18 protein-coding genes are annotated in these 19001 nt (G+C 46.6%); 9 read left to right on the forward strand and 9 right to left on the reverse strand.

The window, feature by feature from the left end; genetic code table 11:
* Window positions 1-3 precede the first annotated feature (3 nt).
* The 6 genes from DET_RS01605 to DET_RS01640 all read left to right on the forward strand — a co-directional run bounded on the left by DET_RS01605 (window position 4) and on the right by DET_RS01640 (window position 5969).
* Window positions 4-2610, forward strand: a complete 2607-nt coding sequence (locus DET_RS01605) for a CHC2 zinc finger domain-containing protein (protein WP_010936056.1) — start codon at window positions 4-6, stop codon at window positions 2608-2610.
* A 325-nt stretch (window positions 2611-2935) separates the two neighbouring features.
* Window positions 2936-3571, forward strand: coding sequence for a recombinase family protein (locus DET_RS01615; protein ID WP_010936057.1), 636 nt, complete (start codon window positions 2936-2938; stop codon window positions 3569-3571).
* A gap of 113 nt (window positions 3572-3684) precedes the next feature.
* Complete coding sequence (locus tag DET_RS08645; RefSeq protein ID WP_041223318.1) at window positions 3685-4218, forward strand: hypothetical protein; 534 nt, start codon at window positions 3685-3687, stop codon at window positions 4216-4218.
* A gap of 74 nt (window positions 4219-4292) precedes the next feature.
* Window positions 4293-4886: a hypothetical protein gene (locus DET_RS01625; RefSeq protein ID WP_010936059.1), complete on the forward strand. Its 594-nt coding sequence runs from the start codon at window positions 4293-4295 to the stop codon at window positions 4884-4886.
* Window positions 4887-5222: 336 nt separating this feature from the next.
* Window positions 5223-5687 carry a hypothetical protein gene (locus DET_RS08650; RefSeq protein WP_041223320.1) on the forward strand — a complete coding sequence of 155 codons (465 nt, stop codon included), beginning with the start codon at window positions 5223-5225 and terminating at the stop codon, window positions 5685-5687.
* Between the two features lie 12 nt (window positions 5688-5699).
* The gene (locus tag DET_RS01640; protein ID WP_010936061.1) at window positions 5700-5969 is read left to right on the forward strand and encodes a hypothetical protein; all 270 of its coding nucleotides are present in this window, start codon (window positions 5700-5702) and stop codon (window positions 5967-5969) included.
* Here DET_RS01640 and DET_RS01645 read toward each other — a convergent pair.
* From DET_RS01645 to DET_RS01685, 9 genes are all read right to left on the reverse strand, one after another.
* Complete coding sequence (locus DET_RS01645) at window positions 5959-6303, reverse strand: hypothetical protein (protein ID WP_010936062.1); 345 nt, start codon at window positions 6301-6303, stop codon at window positions 5959-5961. The two genes, DET_RS01640 and DET_RS01645, sit on opposite strands and share 11 nt — an antisense overlap.
* On the reverse strand, window positions 6303-8063 hold the full coding sequence (locus DET_RS01650) for a hypothetical protein (protein WP_010936063.1): 1761 nt from the start codon (window positions 8061-8063) through the stop codon (window positions 6303-6305). Before DET_RS01650 ends, DET_RS01645 begins: the two co-directional genes overlap by 1 nt.
* Complete coding sequence (locus DET_RS01655; RefSeq protein WP_010936064.1) at window positions 8060-9049, reverse strand: hypothetical protein; 990 nt, start codon at window positions 9047-9049, stop codon at window positions 8060-8062. Before DET_RS01655 ends, DET_RS01650 begins: the two co-directional genes overlap by 4 nt.
* A complete protein-coding gene (locus DET_RS01660) occupies window positions 9046-9855 on the reverse strand; it encodes a hypothetical protein (protein ID WP_010936065.1) in 810 nt (269 codons plus the stop codon). The genes DET_RS01655 and DET_RS01660 overlap by 4 nt, the downstream gene beginning before the upstream one ends.
* 9 nt (window positions 9856-9864) lie before the next feature.
* Complete coding sequence (locus DET_RS01665; RefSeq protein ID WP_010936066.1) at window positions 9865-10293, reverse strand: hypothetical protein; 429 nt, start codon at window positions 10291-10293, stop codon at window positions 9865-9867.
* Window positions 10294-10656 carry a hypothetical protein gene (locus DET_RS01670; RefSeq protein ID WP_010936067.1) on the reverse strand — a complete coding sequence of 121 codons (363 nt, stop codon included), beginning with the start codon at window positions 10654-10656 and terminating at the stop codon, window positions 10294-10296. It abuts the gene before it with no gap.
* 5 nt (window positions 10657-10661) lie between these two features.
* On the reverse strand, window positions 10662-11042 hold the full coding sequence (locus DET_RS01675; protein WP_148184965.1) for a hypothetical protein: 381 nt from the start codon (window positions 11040-11042) through the stop codon (window positions 10662-10664).
* An 84-nt stretch (window positions 11043-11126) separates the two neighbouring features.
* Window positions 11127-11387: a hypothetical protein gene (locus DET_RS01680; protein WP_010936069.1), complete on the reverse strand. Its 261-nt coding sequence runs from the start codon at window positions 11385-11387 to the stop codon at window positions 11127-11129.
* 64 nt (window positions 11388-11451) lie between these two features.
* A complete protein-coding gene (locus DET_RS01685; RefSeq protein WP_010936070.1) occupies window positions 11452-11907 on the reverse strand; it encodes a hypothetical protein in 456 nt (151 codons plus the stop codon).
* Between the two features lie 146 nt (window positions 11908-12053).
* Here DET_RS01685 and DET_RS01690 point away from each other — a divergent pair, with 146 nt between their 5' ends.
* Genes DET_RS01690 through DET_RS01700 form a run of 3 tightly spaced genes read left to right on the forward strand, consistent with a single transcriptional unit; the run spans window position 12054 to window position 18976 of the window.
* Window positions 12054-12350 (forward strand): hypothetical protein, encoded by a 297-nt coding sequence (locus tag DET_RS01690; RefSeq protein WP_010936071.1) that lies wholly within the window; start codon window positions 12054-12056, stop codon window positions 12348-12350.
* A complete protein-coding gene (locus tag DET_RS01695; protein ID WP_010936072.1) occupies window positions 12331-14601 on the forward strand; it encodes a DUF2341 domain-containing protein in 2271 nt (756 codons plus the stop codon). The genes DET_RS01690 and DET_RS01695 overlap by 20 nt, the downstream gene beginning before the upstream one ends.
* Window position 14602: 1 nt before the next feature.
* Complete coding sequence (locus DET_RS01700; protein WP_010936073.1) at window positions 14603-18976, forward strand: metallophosphoesterase; 4374 nt, start codon at window positions 14603-14605, stop codon at window positions 18974-18976.
* Window positions 18977-19001 lie beyond the last annotated feature (25 nt).

A 19001-nucleotide genomic window follows, 5' to 3' on the forward strand; every position in this document is an offset into this window, starting at 1 on the left:
AATATGACAACAGCAACACGTAAATATACGATAGACGATATACTGGCCAAACTCCAGGGCGTCAAAAAGAACGGCTCCGGCTGGATGGCCTGCTGCCCTGCGCATGCCGATAAAAACCCGTCACTATCAGTATGCGAAAAGAGTGGCAAGATTTTGATCAAATGCTTTGCCGGATGTAGCTATGAGACGATCATGTCCGCGTTGGATATGCCTGTTAATGATGCAATGCCCAAAACTGCCAAGTCATCCAAGAAAAATTCACCGCTGGGTCGGATAGTTATGGCATACCCGTATGAGCAAAAAGACGGATCCATATACTACGAGCATGTACGCTACCAGCCAAAAACCTTCAGATTTAGACGCCCGGATCAGAACGGGTACTACATCAATAATATGGATGGGATAGACCATATTTTGTACCGGCTGCCTAATCTGGTACGCGGGATAGCTGAAGGTAAATCAGTCTACATTGCTGAAGGTGAAAAGGACGTTGATAACATACGAGGCTTAAACTTGGTCGCAACGTGTAATGATTGTGGCGCCGGCAAGTGGGAAGACAAATATTCTGATGAATTAAAAGGTGCGCCTCAAGTGATCATTATCGCCGATAAAGACGAACCCGGCCGCAAACATGCCTCCGAGGTCGCCCTATCCGTACATAACAGAGGCGTACCGGTAAAAATTATAGAGATGCCGGGTGAATTCCAGAAGACTGAGGACGGCTATACAGGGGTTAAGGACTTTTCCGACTGGCTGAATGCCGGCGGAACTGCCTCCCAGCTGGAAAAACTGGTAGCCGAGGCACCGGTCTATGTACCGCCGCTAATACAGGACTCCCTCCGTGAGATATCCGGAGAGCGGTATTGTGTGGAAAACGGCAGGGTCTGTCTAATAAAAGGCGGCAGAGATGGATCGCTGACTCTCCCCCTGTGTAATTTTACAGCCAGGGTAACAGAAGAAATAACCAGAGACAACGGGGTAGAAGTATCCAAGTTTTTCCGGATACTTGGCCATGATTACGCCGGTAATAATCTGCCCGCTATTGAGGTGTCTGCATCATCTTTCCCTGGATTAAACTGGGTAGTATCAGAATGGGGAATGCGGGCCATCATAGGCGCCGGTCAGAGCGTTAAAGACTGCCTCAGAGAGGCTATGCAGCTGCTCTCCCAAAACGCCCAATCCCGTCATATATATACCCATACCGGCTGGCGTCATATTAACGGGCAAGATATATTCCTCTCCCAGGGCGGGGCTATAGGCTGTGATGGAGTGGATGTAGACCTGGAACCCCAGCTGCAGAGGTATTTCCTGGGCACACCGGACCCGGAGAAATTAAGGGAATCTGTCCGGGCCAGCCTGAACTTTCTCTATATCGCTGACTTGTCCGTTACCCTGCCGCTTTGGACAACGATGTATCTGTCTCCGCTGGCCGAAGCCCTTGAACCGGCTTTTACCTTATGGCTGGTGGCTGTGTCCGGCAGTTATAAATCAACTCTGTCTGCGTTGGCACTCTGCCATTTCGGAGATTTTGACAATAACCATCTGCCGGCGTCTTGGCGGGATACCGGTAACCAGCTGGAAAAACTGTTGTTCACCGCTAAGGACCTGCCGCTGGTTATAGATGACTGGGCACCTGGTCAGGATAACAATAAGAAACGCGAGTTGGAAGCTAAAGCTGAGCATATCATTCGTGCCCAGGGCAATCACCAGGGGCGCGGCCGGATGCGCTCAGACACAACCTCACGCCTGAGTTATTATCCCCGCGGTATGTTGGTTACATCAGGTGAGCATACACCCTCCGGCCATTCCCATACCGCCCGTATTATCAGCGTGCGGTTGGAAAAGGAAATGGTTGACCTCGGCTTAATGACCGAGGCTCAGACTAAGGACCGCCACCTATACCGCCAGGCCATGGCCAACTATATCGCCTGGTTACAACCGAACTGGCTTGAGCGCAAATGTGAACTCCGGCAGAAATTTACCCAGCTGCGGGCTGAGATTACCAATGAATTAAGCGACTGCAAAATACATTCCCGCCTGCCGGATGTAGTAGCCATCCTTCTGATTGCGCTGTCTACCGCTTTAGAGTTTGCTAAATCTACTGGAGAGCTTAAGGCAGACGAATACGATTTATTCATGAATGAGGGCCGCCGTTATTTCATGGACATGGCCAAGGAGCAGGGCGAAATGGTTGAGGAACAACGCCCAGGTCAGAGAGCTATTGAGGCTATCCAGGCATCGCTGCGTATCGGTACGGCAGTATTACGCAATAAAAATGATGCCGCGCTGACTGAGTTGCCATCAGGTAAGACCGCTATCGGCTGGCGGGATTATATGAACGGGCATACCCTGCTGGATCCGGCCGCCACTTACCAGGTAATAGTCCAGCACTGCGCAAAGTCCAACAATCCATATACCATCAACGAGCTGGAAACATGGCGGGATTTAAACCGCATGGGATTTACTGAGGCCTCCAATGACGGCAGGCCTACGGTCATGGCCAGAGTAACGGCTATCCCGAAGTCATTCCGGGTAGTCAAGGTTAAAAATGAGGCTATCGGATTGGCTAAAACAACATCCCTGCCGCTGGAAGGCATGGAAAATGTGTAAATATTTTTTACCGGCGGGGGGTATATCAAAATTTTGGAAACATGGAAACAAACCACTTTTTCCAATCGTGGCTTACGTTGTTTCCAAGACCTGGAAACAAGCCCTAAATTTTGGAAACATTGGAAACAGACATAATGTTAGCTGGAAACATTTTGGTAACACGATTGATATACGAACAAATAAACTACTTAACAATAATAAAATGGAAACATTTTGGAAACAACGTAACTTAGCTTTGAGATTCCTTTATTGTTTCCATGTTTCCAAAAGAATAGGAGTTAGCTGACATGAAGATTGTTAAATCATTCTCAAAGGGCTCGGATAAATGAAAGTCGCGTTATATGCCAGGGTAAGCACTCGGGATAAAAATCAGGATCCGGAAGTCCAACTGATGGAGCTGCGGAAATATTGCCAGGAAAACGGCATGGAAATAACCAGGGAATATATAGATCATGCCTCGGCCAATGATTTCGTCCGCAGGACGGCATGGAAACAGTTGTTAGTGGATGCATCTGCCCGAAAGTTTCGGGGGTTACTGGTGTGGAAACTTGACCGGGCATTCCGCGACATTACGGTGGCCACCTCGTCCGTTAAAATGCTGCGCAATGCCGGCATAGATTTTATTGTTACCACTGTCCCTGTTCTTTCAGTCCAAGGTCCAGCTGGAGACCTGATGTTTAACATCTATGCCGCTTTTGCCCAGTTTGAAAAGGACACCATTATTGAAAGAGTTAACGCCGGACTTTCAAGAGCAAAGGCTAAGGGTAAGGCATTCGGTCGCCCAAGAAAGGCAATAGACTTCAATAAGGTTTTGGAAGCCCACGAGATAGCCTGCTCACGGGTTAACCGGATTACTAAAGAAAATCAGGGTTATTCCGAGACGGCGAGGATATTGAGCGAGCAGACCGGGCTAAGAATTACAGCCGGTTGGGTCTATAACCGGATAAAGGCCGGCAATTAAAATGCTTCAAAAAACCCACCCCCATTTTTGCATAAATTTTAAAGCCAAAAATCTTATCGGATGGGAGGCTTCAAAAAACAAATGATTTTTGAAGGAATAGTTGAGGTGACGGCATGACAGCCAAAGGGTTCAAAATAGAAGCCTGCGGAATGGGGTTTAATAATACCGGTTATCCCGGAGCATTTACACCTGTGGTTGTAAGCATAATCAAATCCCTCATTAGCGGTAATATCCTGCACTTATTCTCTGGCTCCAGCACGATAGGAAGTGAGCGAGTAGATATTGCACATCAAAATGCTACGGCAAATTGTACTGTTGAGGAATTTATTGCACAGGATAAACGTCACTGGGATTGGGTTATTCTTGACCCCCCTTACCAAATTACACGCACTGATGCAAAGCTAAATGGGTATGGAATAAAGGGGGCCGTTTCGTCTTGTGTCCAAAAGAGGCGTCCGTTAATTAGCTGGTTGCGTCAACATGCTGATAACGTAATATGGCTAGACCAGTGTGCGCCAATAATTAAAGGATTTAAGCGAGAAAAATTATGGTTATTGTTGCCTGGTGGATTTCATTCAGTGCGTGTACTGACGTGGCTTAGCCGTAACCAAATAGAGCTGCCATTAGTAACCAGCAACAGGCAATAGGAGTGTAAGAGATGACAGCAATTAAAGAGCTCCTTTGTAAAGAGATAAGACATCAAAATTCACAATTGTAAAAAATGATGGCCTATCTTAATAAAAATTGTGCTAAGGGAAAGGAAAGAAAATCAATGAAAACTGTTTTAACTAAAATCAAAGGTATCACCCCATTATTGATGCACAGATTCCCGATGGCGGGGGCAGACGATACGTCAAAAAGACGCACCGGCGTACCAGATTGGAAGGCAGAGGCTGAACTATCGTTATACAAGGATGATCATGGACAAATTTATCAGCCAGCGAGCCATATTGAAGCCTCGCTTAAAGAGGCCAGTAAAACACTAAAAATACCAGGCAAACGAGGGGCAACCTATTCAAAACTCATTGGTTCCGCTGTCTCTGTTTCCCCTGATGCTATCACTCATTTGATACAGAATTATGAAACCGATAGTCGTCCTGTTGTCATACAGAAAGCACGGATAGTACGTTACAGACCAATATTTAAGGAGTGGGAATTAGAATTTGAAATCAATATTGGAGATGAACAAATTCCTATTGAGGTTGTTAAACAGGCCTTAGATCATGCCGGACTATACGTAGGGATAGGTGATTTTCGCCCAGGACGTGGGGGTAAATTCGGTAAATTCATAGTTACAAAATTTATTGAGCAATAATGCAGCATACAGGGTAGGGCGGGGCATGGTCTGGTAAGGCACGGTGGGGCTAGGACGGACCGGGCGGGGAGGGGTAAGGCAGGGCAGGGTAAGGTTTTAAAAAGTGAGGAGATGATAAAAATGAGACATCTTAAAGCAGTCTGGCCGGATGGTTCTTTTATTGAAGGCATTCGTCCCAAGAATAGACTATTCGAGAGCCCCGGCACGCATCATTTAATAGTTACCGAAACGAATCTTGATAAACAAAATTTAATAGGTAAGCGAGTCGCTATTCCGATTTGCGGACCTCAGTATTGGGTGGTTATGGAATAAACACAAAAAAGAGGAGTGAACAGCATGGAAAAAGCAATTGTAAATTGTCCTAAGGTCGTAACGTTCGGCCAGATACGGTCATTTAAATCCAAGCAGATTATAGAAGAAGGTGAACCGGTCTGGCTGGATATAGAGTTCGAGGCATTTTTAGAGCAGTATGAACTAAAACTGCTGCTGGATATCAATAAAATGAGATATCCGATTGATTTCATAGCGGTTTCATTTGCTGGAACGGATGAAAATACCCCTCACAGAGTAGTTACGTTTGAAGAGATAGACGACGTTCAGATGAAACCATCTGTAAACGTACCTGGGCGTGGGCAGAATAATCCAGGCTCGATGCTAAGTGCCTTAATCCATGGAAATATTAAGCCAATCATGCGGGTATCGTTTAGCGCAAACGTGCCCGAGAACTATCAGGAACCCCGAATCGCTTCATCAACCATGGGAGTAAAAACAATCATATTCAACTTTATGGGGACTAAATAGAGAGGTGAATTTATGAGCAGGACAGGTGTTGTTGAACGGGGAGAGGATGATTTTAACCTACGAATGCTTCAGAATGAACTGGATATCTGCGCCGAGGAAATGGGAAGCGCTGGCTGTGAAGGGTGTTCATGCCAGCGCCTCTGTGACCGTTTATGGGCGTCAATAAAGCCCGCCAGAGATAATATGCTGTCAGTGGATGAGTATTTTGATTACAGCCGGAAGTTTAAAGAGCTTCGGGCGGCAAGATACTGCCGCCAGTATTTGCCGTTGATTATCGCCTGAATGACAGGATTACGCCTAAAACAGTACCGGCTGATATAGGCCAGAGTAAAAACCACTTGATTACAGACCATCCGCCATCCAGAAATGAATAATCCCATGCTACCAGTTTCGGTAAAGCGTGGGTGAAAAACCCGATTAAACCGTTTGTGAAATTCGCAATTGTAATGCCAATATTGGCCATCGTGCTATCGGTATAACTCATTACCTGGAACCCCAGTAAGGCATTAAAAAAATTCTGCTCGGCAGTACCTATCCAAACACCGTCAAGTATCAGACACATAGCATTGCCGATTACGAAGGCAAATACTACCCATACCAGCCATTGAGGACGCATCAGAGACTCACCGTCTTTCTGTTTACCAGTTCAGTAGCCGCTACGACTACAAATGGCAGGACTGTCCATAAATCAGCTCCCAAAGCGGCAGACAAGAACCCTGTCCAGATACCACCTGCGATGATACATGGCAATAATTTACGGGTTACTCCGAACGATATCATGGTAATAGCAGCTCCGCCGCCGAATATAAACGGATACCAGACAAATTCAAGCGGGATACCTGCTTCGGATATAATCTCATTTATAGGGGACAGGAATTCAAGCCGGTCAGGATCCAGCGCTCCGAAAAATCCGGCAGGCGTATCAGAAATTTCATCATCATCTATAATCTGAATACCTTTGTCATCTCCAGAAACTACTAATGCGCTCAAATTGTAGGCGTTGTAGCTGATTATAGCTGCCGAGACATCCGCATCGGTGGTTGTTGTCCGGAATGAGGGCGTGGCATCATTACTATTCCCGGATAGATCCGTAAATGTAGTGGCGTATTGCCATTCCCACGAGCCTTTTAATACCCCACCAATCGTTATTTTAGCGTAGTACAGGTAAGGCATGGATCCGTTAGCCCCGATAACCCAGTTATTGGCATTATCAGTAATAGAGCCAGCATAAGCGGCAGAATCAGCCAATATATTGTCAACGTATAAAGAAAATGTTCCCCCGGATAAAACAGTTTTTACTGTATGGTCGCTAGATATTATTCCGGTAGCTGTTAGTGTTACAGCAGGAGTATAGCCACCTACAACAAAATAATAATCATAACTGTCTGCTGACCAAGTTACGCCGCTGTCCGATGACGAACACTTAGTTCCACTGGCATAAGCATCCGAATTTTCTGACCACACCTTAATATAATTAGAAGCGTCTCCAGTCGGGCAAGAGAAAGCCAAGGCATAAGAAGTTCCGGAACTTAATTTTGCTGACTGACTTAAGTAAAATGTTTGGGCGCCAGCTGACCCACTGATAGTAGATGCGCTAATTGATCCAGTTGCAAGCGCAGTACCAGTTGGCACTCCTCCAGATACGGCGTAGATATATACATTAAAATTTCCGCTTGGCGCTAATATTTTCTGACACCATAATGTAATACTGTTGACATATATATCGCTAATAGGGATAAAAGTTTGTCCATACCAATTTGCTCCGTAGACTCTGGATGTGGTGGCTGAATAATATGTGGCTTGGCTAATATTTGCTGCTGATCCGATTAGCGCAACAATTTCGCCTGCATTATTCGGGTAGCAAATATAAGCACCGCCTTTGTCGATTATTAATTTGCTGGTCCCGCTGGATGTATTTATATACCCACTCAACTCAATCTCAAAATCACTCCCCAGCTCCAAAGACGCAGAATCAACAACGCTCATACCGGCTGTGTCAGGGAAATAGGCCAGTTTACCGCCCATAGCAGTTTCACCGCCTGTATACAGGCTGTAATTAAGAACGGAATTCTGCGCTATCTGGTCAATCCACATAATCCACGGATCAGATCCTTGCCCGGGCATAAAAGGTATGTCATTACCGATGGAATCACGCAGGGCCAGATTAGTAAAGCCCGAATTAATGTAATACCCGTCCAGCAGGCTTTGGGTCGACCAGGTAAACGGCGCTGACACTTTCATGGCCGTATAACTGCTATTGGTAGCCCGGATATCCGCCCGGTATATAGCATCTGTTATATCAGACGCTAAGATAGTGCCCGGCCCAATCAGCACGGACATGACAAACATACTGACTGCGATAATAAATTTTTTCATGCGTGTTTACCCATCAATAAATATCCCAGATACAGAGCATTAAGCAGCGTCAGAATGGCCAGAATAGCCGGATGCAAAAAACCCATCAGAGTTGAGCCATTCAACACATGGATGCCCGCAATCATAGCCGCCTGGTTGTCTGACCATTTGCTCTGTCCCCAGACAAACAATAGAATAACCAGTACTCCCACCCCGAAGCTGGTCACTATCTGCCAGTCCATGGAGAACAGTTCGGCCAATCCGGCTAGAAACGCTCCTACTACTGTTCCGTCCCATTGCAGTTTCCATTCATCAATTTTAATCGGGTTCCAGTCACGGTCTGAAGTATCAATAGTCTGGTTTTGCACCGAGAATATTTTGGGGCACATTGTCTGTAATCCAGGGATTGTGCCCTTGCCATAGGCCGCGCCGGTATCGTTTAAGATCGTGCCCTGATTAGTTTCAGTAAGGAGTTTGACCGCCCAGTTGATTTCCAGGGTACGGCATACCTCTATAACCCAGTTGCCCATCAGCACCTGATTCTCTGATTTAGTATCAAGCTGACTGTAATCAGAGCCGGTCAGGGTATAATTAACCTCCGGCGGGCTCCCCCAGTATTGTGGAGAGCCAACCATTTTTACTATCAGAGCAGCTTCCCATACGGGTGAATTATCAGCTGTAAAATAGAAGGCTGAATATCCCATGCCATAGCCGGAGTCAGCATAAGCGTAGGGTTCTACCGCTCCCAGCTGGGTTACTCCGTCAGTATCCATTAAGCGGAAGTGGAACAACTTGTTAGCCGGAGTAGTAGGCTGTCCAGAATCATAAGCAATAGTGTATTTAAATGCATACAGACTATCGCCGGCCTCAACGATATTATGAACCACTTGCACATCGTCTATTGAGAAGGTGGTAGGAGTAGTGGGATCAGCCGCCATTACCTGGGCAGCAGGACTTCCCAGTACCAAGACTACCGCCAGTAATAAGCCGCAAAGCACCTTTTTCATAGTGATTTATCCCTGGCCAGGCGTTTATGCAACACTCCCATTGTTTTGGGACTAACACCCTGTTCGATTAAATCATCCATAATCCGGCGGTCCATTTCCCGGTGTTCTACCTCATCTTTGGGCGACAACGGCTCTTCTTCCAATTGTCCCGGCCGCAGGTCAATTCGGGTTGTCGGTTTGATTATTTCAAACTTTTTCATACCCTCAAATATATCTACAGCCGCGAAAGTATCATAGTATTCGCGAATAGGCTTGGCAGTCAGCAATTTCGTCTTCAGCTGAGACCAGGGTTTACCGGTAAAAAAACCCAGGCAGTCAAAGGTCACCCAGCGGATTATTTCGCCTCTTTCCAGCTTGCGGTCTTTTCCCCAAGGCGACCAGTATAAGTCCCAGCATAGGGTTAAGAGATGGGTCTTATTACGCATCCGGTAATACAGATCGCCCCATTCCTGAATGGTATAGTTAAAGCCCATGCCACTTTTGCGCCGCTGTTTGGCGATATACGACATAAGCAGATTGAACATTGACATAGAACGTGACGAATCCATGAAGTTGTCTATTTCATCAATAGAGACTATATGCCCCCTGAAATTCTCTATCGGGGTCATAATCATCTGTTCCATGGTGACCGGATGGGAGAGCAGGATTCGCTGGCCTTCAGAATCCCTCTCTTGCCGCAGATAAATATTGTAGCCCGGGAAAGTAGCAACCTGTCCATCCTTGGCAAGATGTAATACATCAAGATAGGTCATACCTATACTTTTTCCGGAGCCTTCTGGACCGATAAATCCCCAGTTAAACGGCATCTTTCCCCCTTACGGTCCCCGATCATCTTTGGCGTCACGGTTTGCCGCCAGTTTCTTTGAGGTATAAAGCTCAGGTGCAATCCGCTGTGATAGCGCCATCACGACTTCCTTGCGGGCCATCCCGTCTATGGAGACATTGGCGGCCATTTTGAAAAGAAGTTTTTCTTCTCCTTCTTTGTCATTGGTGGCTTTACAGCGTGACAGGTATTCGACCGCGGAATTTACCTGCCCCTCATTCTTGAAACAGGTTCGCATAAGCAGTTTGAGAGGCGTTTCACCGGGGTCTACCAACTCCTTAATAACTGACGGGACTTGAGCGTCACCTATCAAATTTTGGACGTCATCGACATTTATGCCACTGCCGTTGCCATTGTGGTTAGACGATGACTGGAAAGGGGTAAATCCGTTTTCAGTGCCAAATGGAGTTTTCCTAGCCATTTATGCCCCCGTTCCTGTAAAAGAGCTATAAATGAGGTAGATAAAAAACAGGAGAGCCAGCACAATCGCTACCTGCAAACCTATTTTTATGCGTTCAGGCCATGGATTGGTACGGGAAAATAGCTCTTTCACTAGGTAAGTCCAGTCCAGATATCGATATGTCCGTTCAGGCGGCTCTTTCATTTCAGCCGGTACCCGGTATTCACTGAGAACACCATTTACAGACTGATACAAAAATACTGTCTGCCCCCTGAAGCGCCAGCGCCGGCCGGCGGCATTTTCTATATGCTGAAGGCTGAAACCGTTTTCACGGTCCAGCACCAGAGTATTCGGTTTAAGATTGTTATTATTTTTATTCTTCATAATTATTACCCCGGTAAATGGAGTGTGCCGTTAGAGATAAGCCCCACTATGACCATCAGAATAAACAGCAGGGTTATGGATAAAATTGTTATAGGAAGCCAGTTATTCAGCCATGATTGCTTGTGCTCTTTATCCAGGCTGACATGAGCCTCTTCCCTGCACTCATGAGAGATTGCATTAACTAGTTCACGTATGGATTTGGCATCACGTATATTTTCTTTTGTCCCGCCGAGAAGCACGGGGGCTGTATCCCGTTCGTTTATTACCAGAGTTGACGGTCCGATACCGTTTTCCCCTGGGATTAGAGCGTCAGGGAAAAGCACCCATGCCTCCCGGGTATCTTCATCTACAGCCACGCCCTTATATACCGGCAGATCTGGTTCCAAGATACGAGAGTCTTCGGTAAGTTTGAGTGACGGTTGTATCCGCTTTGTTTTCTGCCAGGGCATGCTCATAGTAAAGAGTGGGGACTAAGAATATTTCTTGCCGGATTTGCTTTTGCTGGAGCTTCTAGCGCCACGCACACCCTGGAATGTGAGCAGACCGCCGCCGAAGATCATGGCAACCAGGATCAGAAGAGGCAGCACGTTAGCAAACGGCTCGAGGCCGGTGTAATCGGCTATGTTGGCATCCCCGGTAATAGCGGCCACCCCGTCCAGGATGATCGGATAAATTACCAATGAAACCGCTATAGCAGCAACACCCAGGACGACCTTCCAAATATTTCCCACTTTATTCACCTCCTCTCATTACTGTGTATTTAAAAAATGGACAATCAGCTAAAGTTTCAGGCCATCACCCGCGGCCTTTGACGCTTGACCAGATTCCGGCAACTAAGACTGAAATAATCGCAACCAATATCAACAGAGGAATAATGCCCGCGAATGCTCCCATACCGGTAAAGCCGGTCAAGGCATCGTGTTCGTAGGTAATAGTCAGAGTCCGTGAATCCTCAGCTGCTAGACCAGTCACGGTTAAAGTTTTGGTAGCTTGAGTCCATGTGCCGGCAACAGGAACATCAGTAACCTCATCTGAGGTAATGGATATAACCGAAGTATTGACGTTGTTATAAAGCTCATACGTAAGTACAACGCCCGCTGAGGTTTCACCCGCTCCGGTGGCCACAGCCGCTTCGGTCTCAACATACCTGTCAGTCTGGACGTCATGGGTACTGTCCATAACCATGGGGAAAATAATGAAAACGACTGCAATGCCAATAATTCCGATGACTACCCCAAATATCTTCTGCAAAGCCTTCTCACCCCCTTCCATAACAAAATATTTTTCTGTTATTTGCGATTGTAGAGGGTATTTTTTTATTTAAGGTCTACTCAAGTAGGCGTTAATCAGATAAATCTTTAATAAAATTAAGAAAATCTTTACTGAGGGATTTGGACATGTACACTGTAACTATGAATGCAGAAAAGCCGGAGAGGCAGAGAATGCCGGGCAAGACCCATGCAGTACTGGGGCTGAAAGAATCATCACACGAGGTGCTCTCGTTTGTTGACGATATCAAGTACCTCAGAAAAAAGGTGGGACCGCGCTCCCTGGCCAGAAGTTTGGGTGTCAGTAAAATGACTGAACTTTACTGGTCGCGGGGTGAACGGCTGCCGTCTAATCCAATGTTATATGAGAGTGTAAAAGGATGGGCGGAGAGGGAACGGGCAATAGATGCTGCGGCGGTTAGTTAAATTTATATCTGTTATAGTCCTGCTGGCTGGCCTGATTATTCAGCCGGCTGCTTCGGTAACAGCAGCTGACCAGCTGACCGTCCACTTCGAGCGTATCTACGAAAGCCCGGTCAGTGTGACCTTCCGTGTCACTATCACCAATGAGGGTAAAGCCCTGCCCGACCTGCCGCTTGAAGTCCTATTTGACGGATTGAATGTCTCAGACCTATCTCGTCTTACTATTACAGAGCTGACCATAAATGAATATCAGGTCAGTTACCCTACCCAGTTTGAAACTATTGAAGAGAGTTATACTGCTACCGGTAAATTGGTACTCAGTATAGATGCCAGCGGCCAGACCCTATACCAGGATGTTTCACTTCCGGTTATGGATAAATCAGGTAACCTGGTTTCATCCGGAGGGGAAATTATCAAATCAGGTGCCTATGATAGGATAGATCAGAAAACAGGTACGGTGTACTGGTTTACGGATATCCCGGTTGCCTGGCAAACCAGTACTATACAGGAGATTATCCCTATAGAATTGGCTGACTGGACAGCAAAATCCAAGTCTCTTAAGGACAATAAACTTAAGACCTCTATATCTTTACCTGAAAAGAGCCTGGAAAAGAACCCTAAAGGTGATACCGGCTGGGGCAGCGGTACCCGGGTATGGGACGTCACCTTATCTCTTCCCCTGCTGACTACTGATAGCGGATGGGGCAGTCAGGGACTGATGAAATGGGATTTAGCCGGCACAATCTACTATGATGATACTAACTCCAGCTGGTGGAATAATAACTGGCTGTACCGCCGTTTTATCGCCCTGGATATGACCACAATCTCCGAAACTCTGACCAATTTCCCGGTGTATATCAAACTGGATTCCACCAATTTTGATTTTAGCCGGGCACAGGATAATGGAGAGGATATCCGTTTTACAGATGGGGTGAGTAACCTGGATTATGAGATTGTCAGCTGGGATTCTGTATCTGAAACAGCTGAGATTTATGTCAAGAATCCTGTTCAGCTGGCCAATGTGGCTACTGATGGCATATATATGTACTACGGGAATAAGGCCGTCAGTGATGGACAGAATCCCGCCGGTGTCTGGTCAAACGGATATGTGGCTGTGTACCATATGTCTGATGCCAGCTCTACCCTAATAAATAGCTCCGTAGGCAGCCTGCCAGGTACTAAATCCGGCGATATGGCCGCACAAACCGCCGGACTGCTGGGGTATGCCCAGTACTTTGACGGAATAAATGACCAGATAATCGTTGCCTATAATGCCATTCTGGATATTACCAGCGGCAGCGTAGAAGCGATTATCCTGCCTGACAGCGCCGGTACAGACGGCTATATCTTTGCTAAGGGCAACCCTGCCCTGGGCTACTACTGCAATACCCGCTATATTGGCAGCATAAACCGGATAGAATGGGCGGGACCATCAGCTGTCCAGAGTAATAATGTTTTTACCGATACTGACTGGACATATATTTCGTTTACCTGCAATGGCCGGGCTATCAGCTTCTACCATAACGGCACTGCCGCCGGATCACAGACCCTGAGCTCTGACCCGGACACTAATACTGACGGGTTATATATTGGCAACCGGATGGGCGGCAGCAGCGGCAGCACCTATTTTGACGGTCTGATTGATGAACTGCGTATCTCGGGTGTTGTCCGCTCGGCTGCCTGGTTGGCTGCTACTAATTTAAACCTTATGTCTCCGGATACTTTCCTCATTTTCGGCACAGAAGAGGGAAAGCCGGCAGATCCGGCTAACCTCTCAGCTGATATCTCAGGAAATAATATTGAACTGACCTGGGTAAAAGGTGACCTGTCCCTGTCTACGGTCATTGTACGGGGCAGTCTGCATTATCCGGAATCACCAGATGATGGCCTGGTAGTATATGACGGCCCGGCTGAAAGCTTCACCGATACCGGTGCTGCCGGAGAACTAAGCACTCACTACTACAGAGCCTGGGGATATTCCGGCTGGGGATATTCGGACGGATACAGCCAGGACAGAACGGAGGGAATCATGATTGGAGTTATCATTACCCTGGGACTGATAGCTATTGCCTATATAAAGCGGGATATCATTATGACTATTATCGCCGGGATATCCCTGCTGCTCTTAGGCTACGGCATTATAGATCCGGATATTGGCGGAAATGCCATTATACAGGCTCTGCCTATTATCCTGATGAGTGTTTACATGATAATCCGGGCAGCCATCTACGCTACTAACAGAAGAGAGGTATGATATGTCCATATTATATGATCCTTCAAATCCTGTAAGCGGGTCTTCCAGCCGGGCAAAACTGATTGAAAATGTCTCAGGCCGTGATGCAGTTATTATCAAAGCGGCCGAAAAACAGCGCAATGGACAGGCTATCCAAAAAAACACTACCGGTCAGTCTGATGTATCGGTCAAAGTAGCTAATGATATCTGGACTATAACCGCTCCCGGCGGGTTAAAGTACGAAATCAATACCAAGAACGCGGAAGGAGATGTTGCCCAGTATATAAATAACTTTCTGGTCAACGCTCAGGCTCCGGATAATATTATCCAGGGCGCGGCGGAGCAAGTCCCCGTGATAAAATCCAGTGGCAGAGCTATAACAGTAGAGAGTGAAGCGGCAGGCAGCAGCAAAGGAGTAGCTGAGCAAGAACCTAAAGTAGGAGATAAGAAATTCACTGCCATAACTGAAGAGAGTTTAGCGGCCGGCAGTGGCAAAACGTACACATATGAGCCGGTAAATGATTCTGATGCCGGCACCGATAACAGCTCTGATACCACAGGTACCGATAACAATGTTAAGGTCACAGTGGATAATTCTACCGCTTGGACGTTTACTACCCCCAATGGCACAGTCTACACCGTGCCTATGGCGGGCTTAGCCTGGTCAGACCCCGCCAAAATGCACGAATATATAACAGAGTACCTCGCCAGCATCGGCGCGCCCGCAAATGTCATCCTAGCGGCTGTGGAAAGAACACCAGATGTACTTCAAAATGCCCAGCTCCGGACTGATGATATAGACGAGCTCAAAAATACCCTGGCCGGCATGGATAAATCTACCGCCACCGCTAAGGCTCTGGCAGCTTTTATTGATGCCAAGGGTTTTTCATCCCTTTCGCCTGAAGAGCAGTTTAAAAAGGCGATTGAATACGGTTTGATACCGGCTGATTCGGTCTATGTACCGCCTGATTCCGGATATAACGTAGGCCAAAACGCACCGCCCGGAATGCCTGATGACGTGGCTGTAAGCCTGGGGCTACTGCCATCAAATGAACAGATTGAATATAACGCCCCCAATTTTGACTGGGCGTATATGCCCAAAAATGAAGCTGATAAGTATTTTGCTGAACTTAAAGAGATTGTGGGTTATGATGTTAGCTCTGATAACCTCAAACAAGCTATGCGTGAAGCAAATGAAATTGTAACCAGGCAGAACCTACAGGCCAGCTCAAAGTCTATATCAGACGCGGTACTGGAAAATATTGCGAAGCAGAAACTATCCGGGCAACTAAGAATGGCTGACCTGTTAGGTATGAAACCGTCTGATATCTATAACAAAGACGGCAGCCTGAATTCTGCCAGAATAGCTACAATTCTAGGTGGCCAACCCAGTGACTACAAGACGATTGATGACGTCCTCAGAAAATCAGCAGACCAGGATTCAGGATTAGCCCGTGATATTATTAAAGAGATCTTTACCTTTGGGCAAGCCCAAACCAAGACATTCAACAGAGATGATCTATCCAAAGAATACGATAAGGCCGCCTGGCAAGCCGGAATCAAAGGCATGGAAATGGCCGAGAGTAAAGAGGAATTCATTACCCGGATAATCAAGCAGCAAAACACCGGGGAAGTTCTCAAAGATTTTACGATCTATATGATTCCCATAGTCGGCACATTGTATTCAATCGGTAAGGGCGATTCCGGCGGTCAAATAGCCCTGTCAGCTGCTATTGATGTGGCTACCTTTATCCCATTTATCGGACAAGCAGCTGCAATAGCCAGAGCTGGAGCTAGACCCGCCGCGGCATTGGGTAAAGCAATATTGGCAGAAGTTAAAGCGCCTCTGACCAGTGTCCTACACCCATTGGCAACTGCTAAGGTGGCTCTATCCCCGTTTGAAACCATGATTATGCCCCGTAAGATCCCTCTAAGCTCAGCTGAATTGAGCTTCCATACCGTCCGTCTGCCCGTTGTTGATGTCGGCGGTAAAAAAGCGCTTGCAATGGCCCTACGGGATGAAATAACTAAAAAGGCCATCGCGGGTAAAACAGCCAAAGCTACAAAAGAGGGTGTAACAGCGGAAATACAAACAACCGCTCTGAACAAAACCATAGCTCCGGCCGTAATCAGCGCTACTCCGGATGTCCGCCCCTTTTTAGACGGCCTGACTGTGGGCGTAGTCAAGGATGATGTAAAAGGAGCTGCTTCTGTAGGTAAAGGTAGAGATTTATTTGTATCTCCTTCTTTGCATACCAAGTTTTCTATGTCTACAGCCGCTGGCGTTTCAGGTTCTAAAGGCGCTCTCAAAGGCGCAATTATTATCAGAGACCCGGAATTACTTTCAAAGCTGAAAATCTCCGGCAAAACATGGGCCGGCACAGCCGAAATAGAGATGCGTCTGCCCGCCGGTACGGTATTGCCAAAACCAGACCAGCTTTTATATTCCCGTGATGCTTATGGAGATCTCTTACATATACTGGTAATTAACGGCAAGGCCTCTCCGCTTACGCAGACAGAAATAAACCAGATGAAGATTATCGGTTCAGCTGATACTCTAAAGAATATATTTAATCCGGGTACAAAAGCCAAGGTCAGCAAAAAAGCAGGTAAAACTACTCCTTACGATGAGTTAGTTGAAGCTCAAAAAAATGTAACTCAGATCAAAAAGCAGCTGGAACAGCTTAAGAAGACAGGTCGAATCAGCCCTCTATCAGAAGGAACATACGCCCTGGGTGATTTGCACGGCAAATATAACCAGGTAATGCATACGCTCACCAGAGAAGGCTTCGTAGATGAGGCCGGCAACTGGATAGCCAAAGATACAACCCTTGTACAGGCCGGTGATATTGTAGACCGAGGTTATGGCGGCACTAAACTGATTAATAAGATGCAGGTTCTTGACGCACAGGCTAGTAAAATGGGCAGCCGTATAACTACTCTCATGGGTAACCATGATATAGTATTCGGAGCAGTAGCAAGAGAGCTGAAAACTCTGCCTCCGGAACTGCTTAGCCAGGCAGGCAAGGTACGTTCGAAAGAGTTGCTTGGTAAATACGCCGAATATTTTAGAAGTACAGGTAATGAAACTTCAGCTAAATTAATGGAACTCTTTGCTGATGGCCGCGGGCATGTGGCTGAGGCCTTATCAGCTGATAGTAAAACTCTGGAATGGCTCAAAGATCGCCCTGCAATGTACGTAAAGGATGGGGTTCTATATGTCCATGCAGATAGCCCTAATGTATATATGCAGCTCTTAAAAGAAGCTAAAATCAAAGGGTTTAAAGGCAGCAATCTTGAGATCGTAAACAAATACACTAAAGAACTGGCTAAGACCACCGAAGGATCTAAGCATTTTTATGACTTGATGGTCAAAAACCGCTATCAGATGACTAAAGAATCAGCAATGGAAATGCTGAAAACATTTGATGCTGAAAGACTCGTTCATGGGCATACACCTCAAGGTGGCCGCATAACTTCCAAGTATGACGGATTAGTGACGAATATTGACTCAGGATCCGGTACCAACGGCGTATCCAAAATACATCATATAGGTGAACAGAATATCAAATTAGTTCGTAATAAAGCCCGGGCTATAACACGCGCCGAGATGGAAGCTGAATATGCTCGTGCTATGGAAGAATTCAGGATGCGGGACATGGCCGTCAGACGTGGCTATACGGTGCCTTATACAGTAGGAGGTTTCGTAGGGAAAGCTGTAGCAATATCGGCACGCCCTCAACAATCGAGCCGCAGGATAGCTACATCAAAAGAAGCCCGTGCAACATCTGAGCTAAGACGCCCTATACCAAATAATAGAAGAATAGATACCCTCCCTCGCCGCGGTGGAACTGGTATAAGGGTCACTGATAATCTATCGCGTTATACTAATACCAGCCAGCGAATAAGTACCTCTGCAACCAGGGTGCCCAGTGAAGGGCGTGTAAATCCTCCTGAGACAAGAGTTAATCCTCCTGTCAGTAATCCGCCGCCACGTCCCCCAATAGGTACTTATACGCCAAAAGAGCCTGATAAAAAAAGGCAAGTGACTACTGAAATAACACGCCCTAAACTGAAAAACGGAGATGTAGCATGGAGACAGGGGGCTTTGGGCAGTGGTGGCGATCAGCGCCCGGTCTGGTATATAAAACGTGCTGATGGTCATGTTGAAATAGTATTCCAACCGCCTGAAGATGCCCCCAGGCTTGAAGGTACTCCGGAAGAAACATTCTTTACTCGTGGCAAAAAGCCACCCACTAATCTTACTCAGGAAATGGGTGTTACCACTGCTAAAATTGATATTGAACGTAATCCGGAGATAAGGTTTGTTCAGGCAAAAGCACCAAAGATTAAGCAGAGTATTCCCAGGCATATTCGCCGCTCAATTGGTATGTGACCAACTAAAGTACTATTGACAGATG

The organism is Dehalococcoides mccartyi 195 (assembly GCF_000011905.1).
Classification (GTDB): Bacteria; Chloroflexota; Dehalococcoidia; order Dehalococcoidales; family Dehalococcoidaceae; genus Dehalococcoides; species Dehalococcoides mccartyi.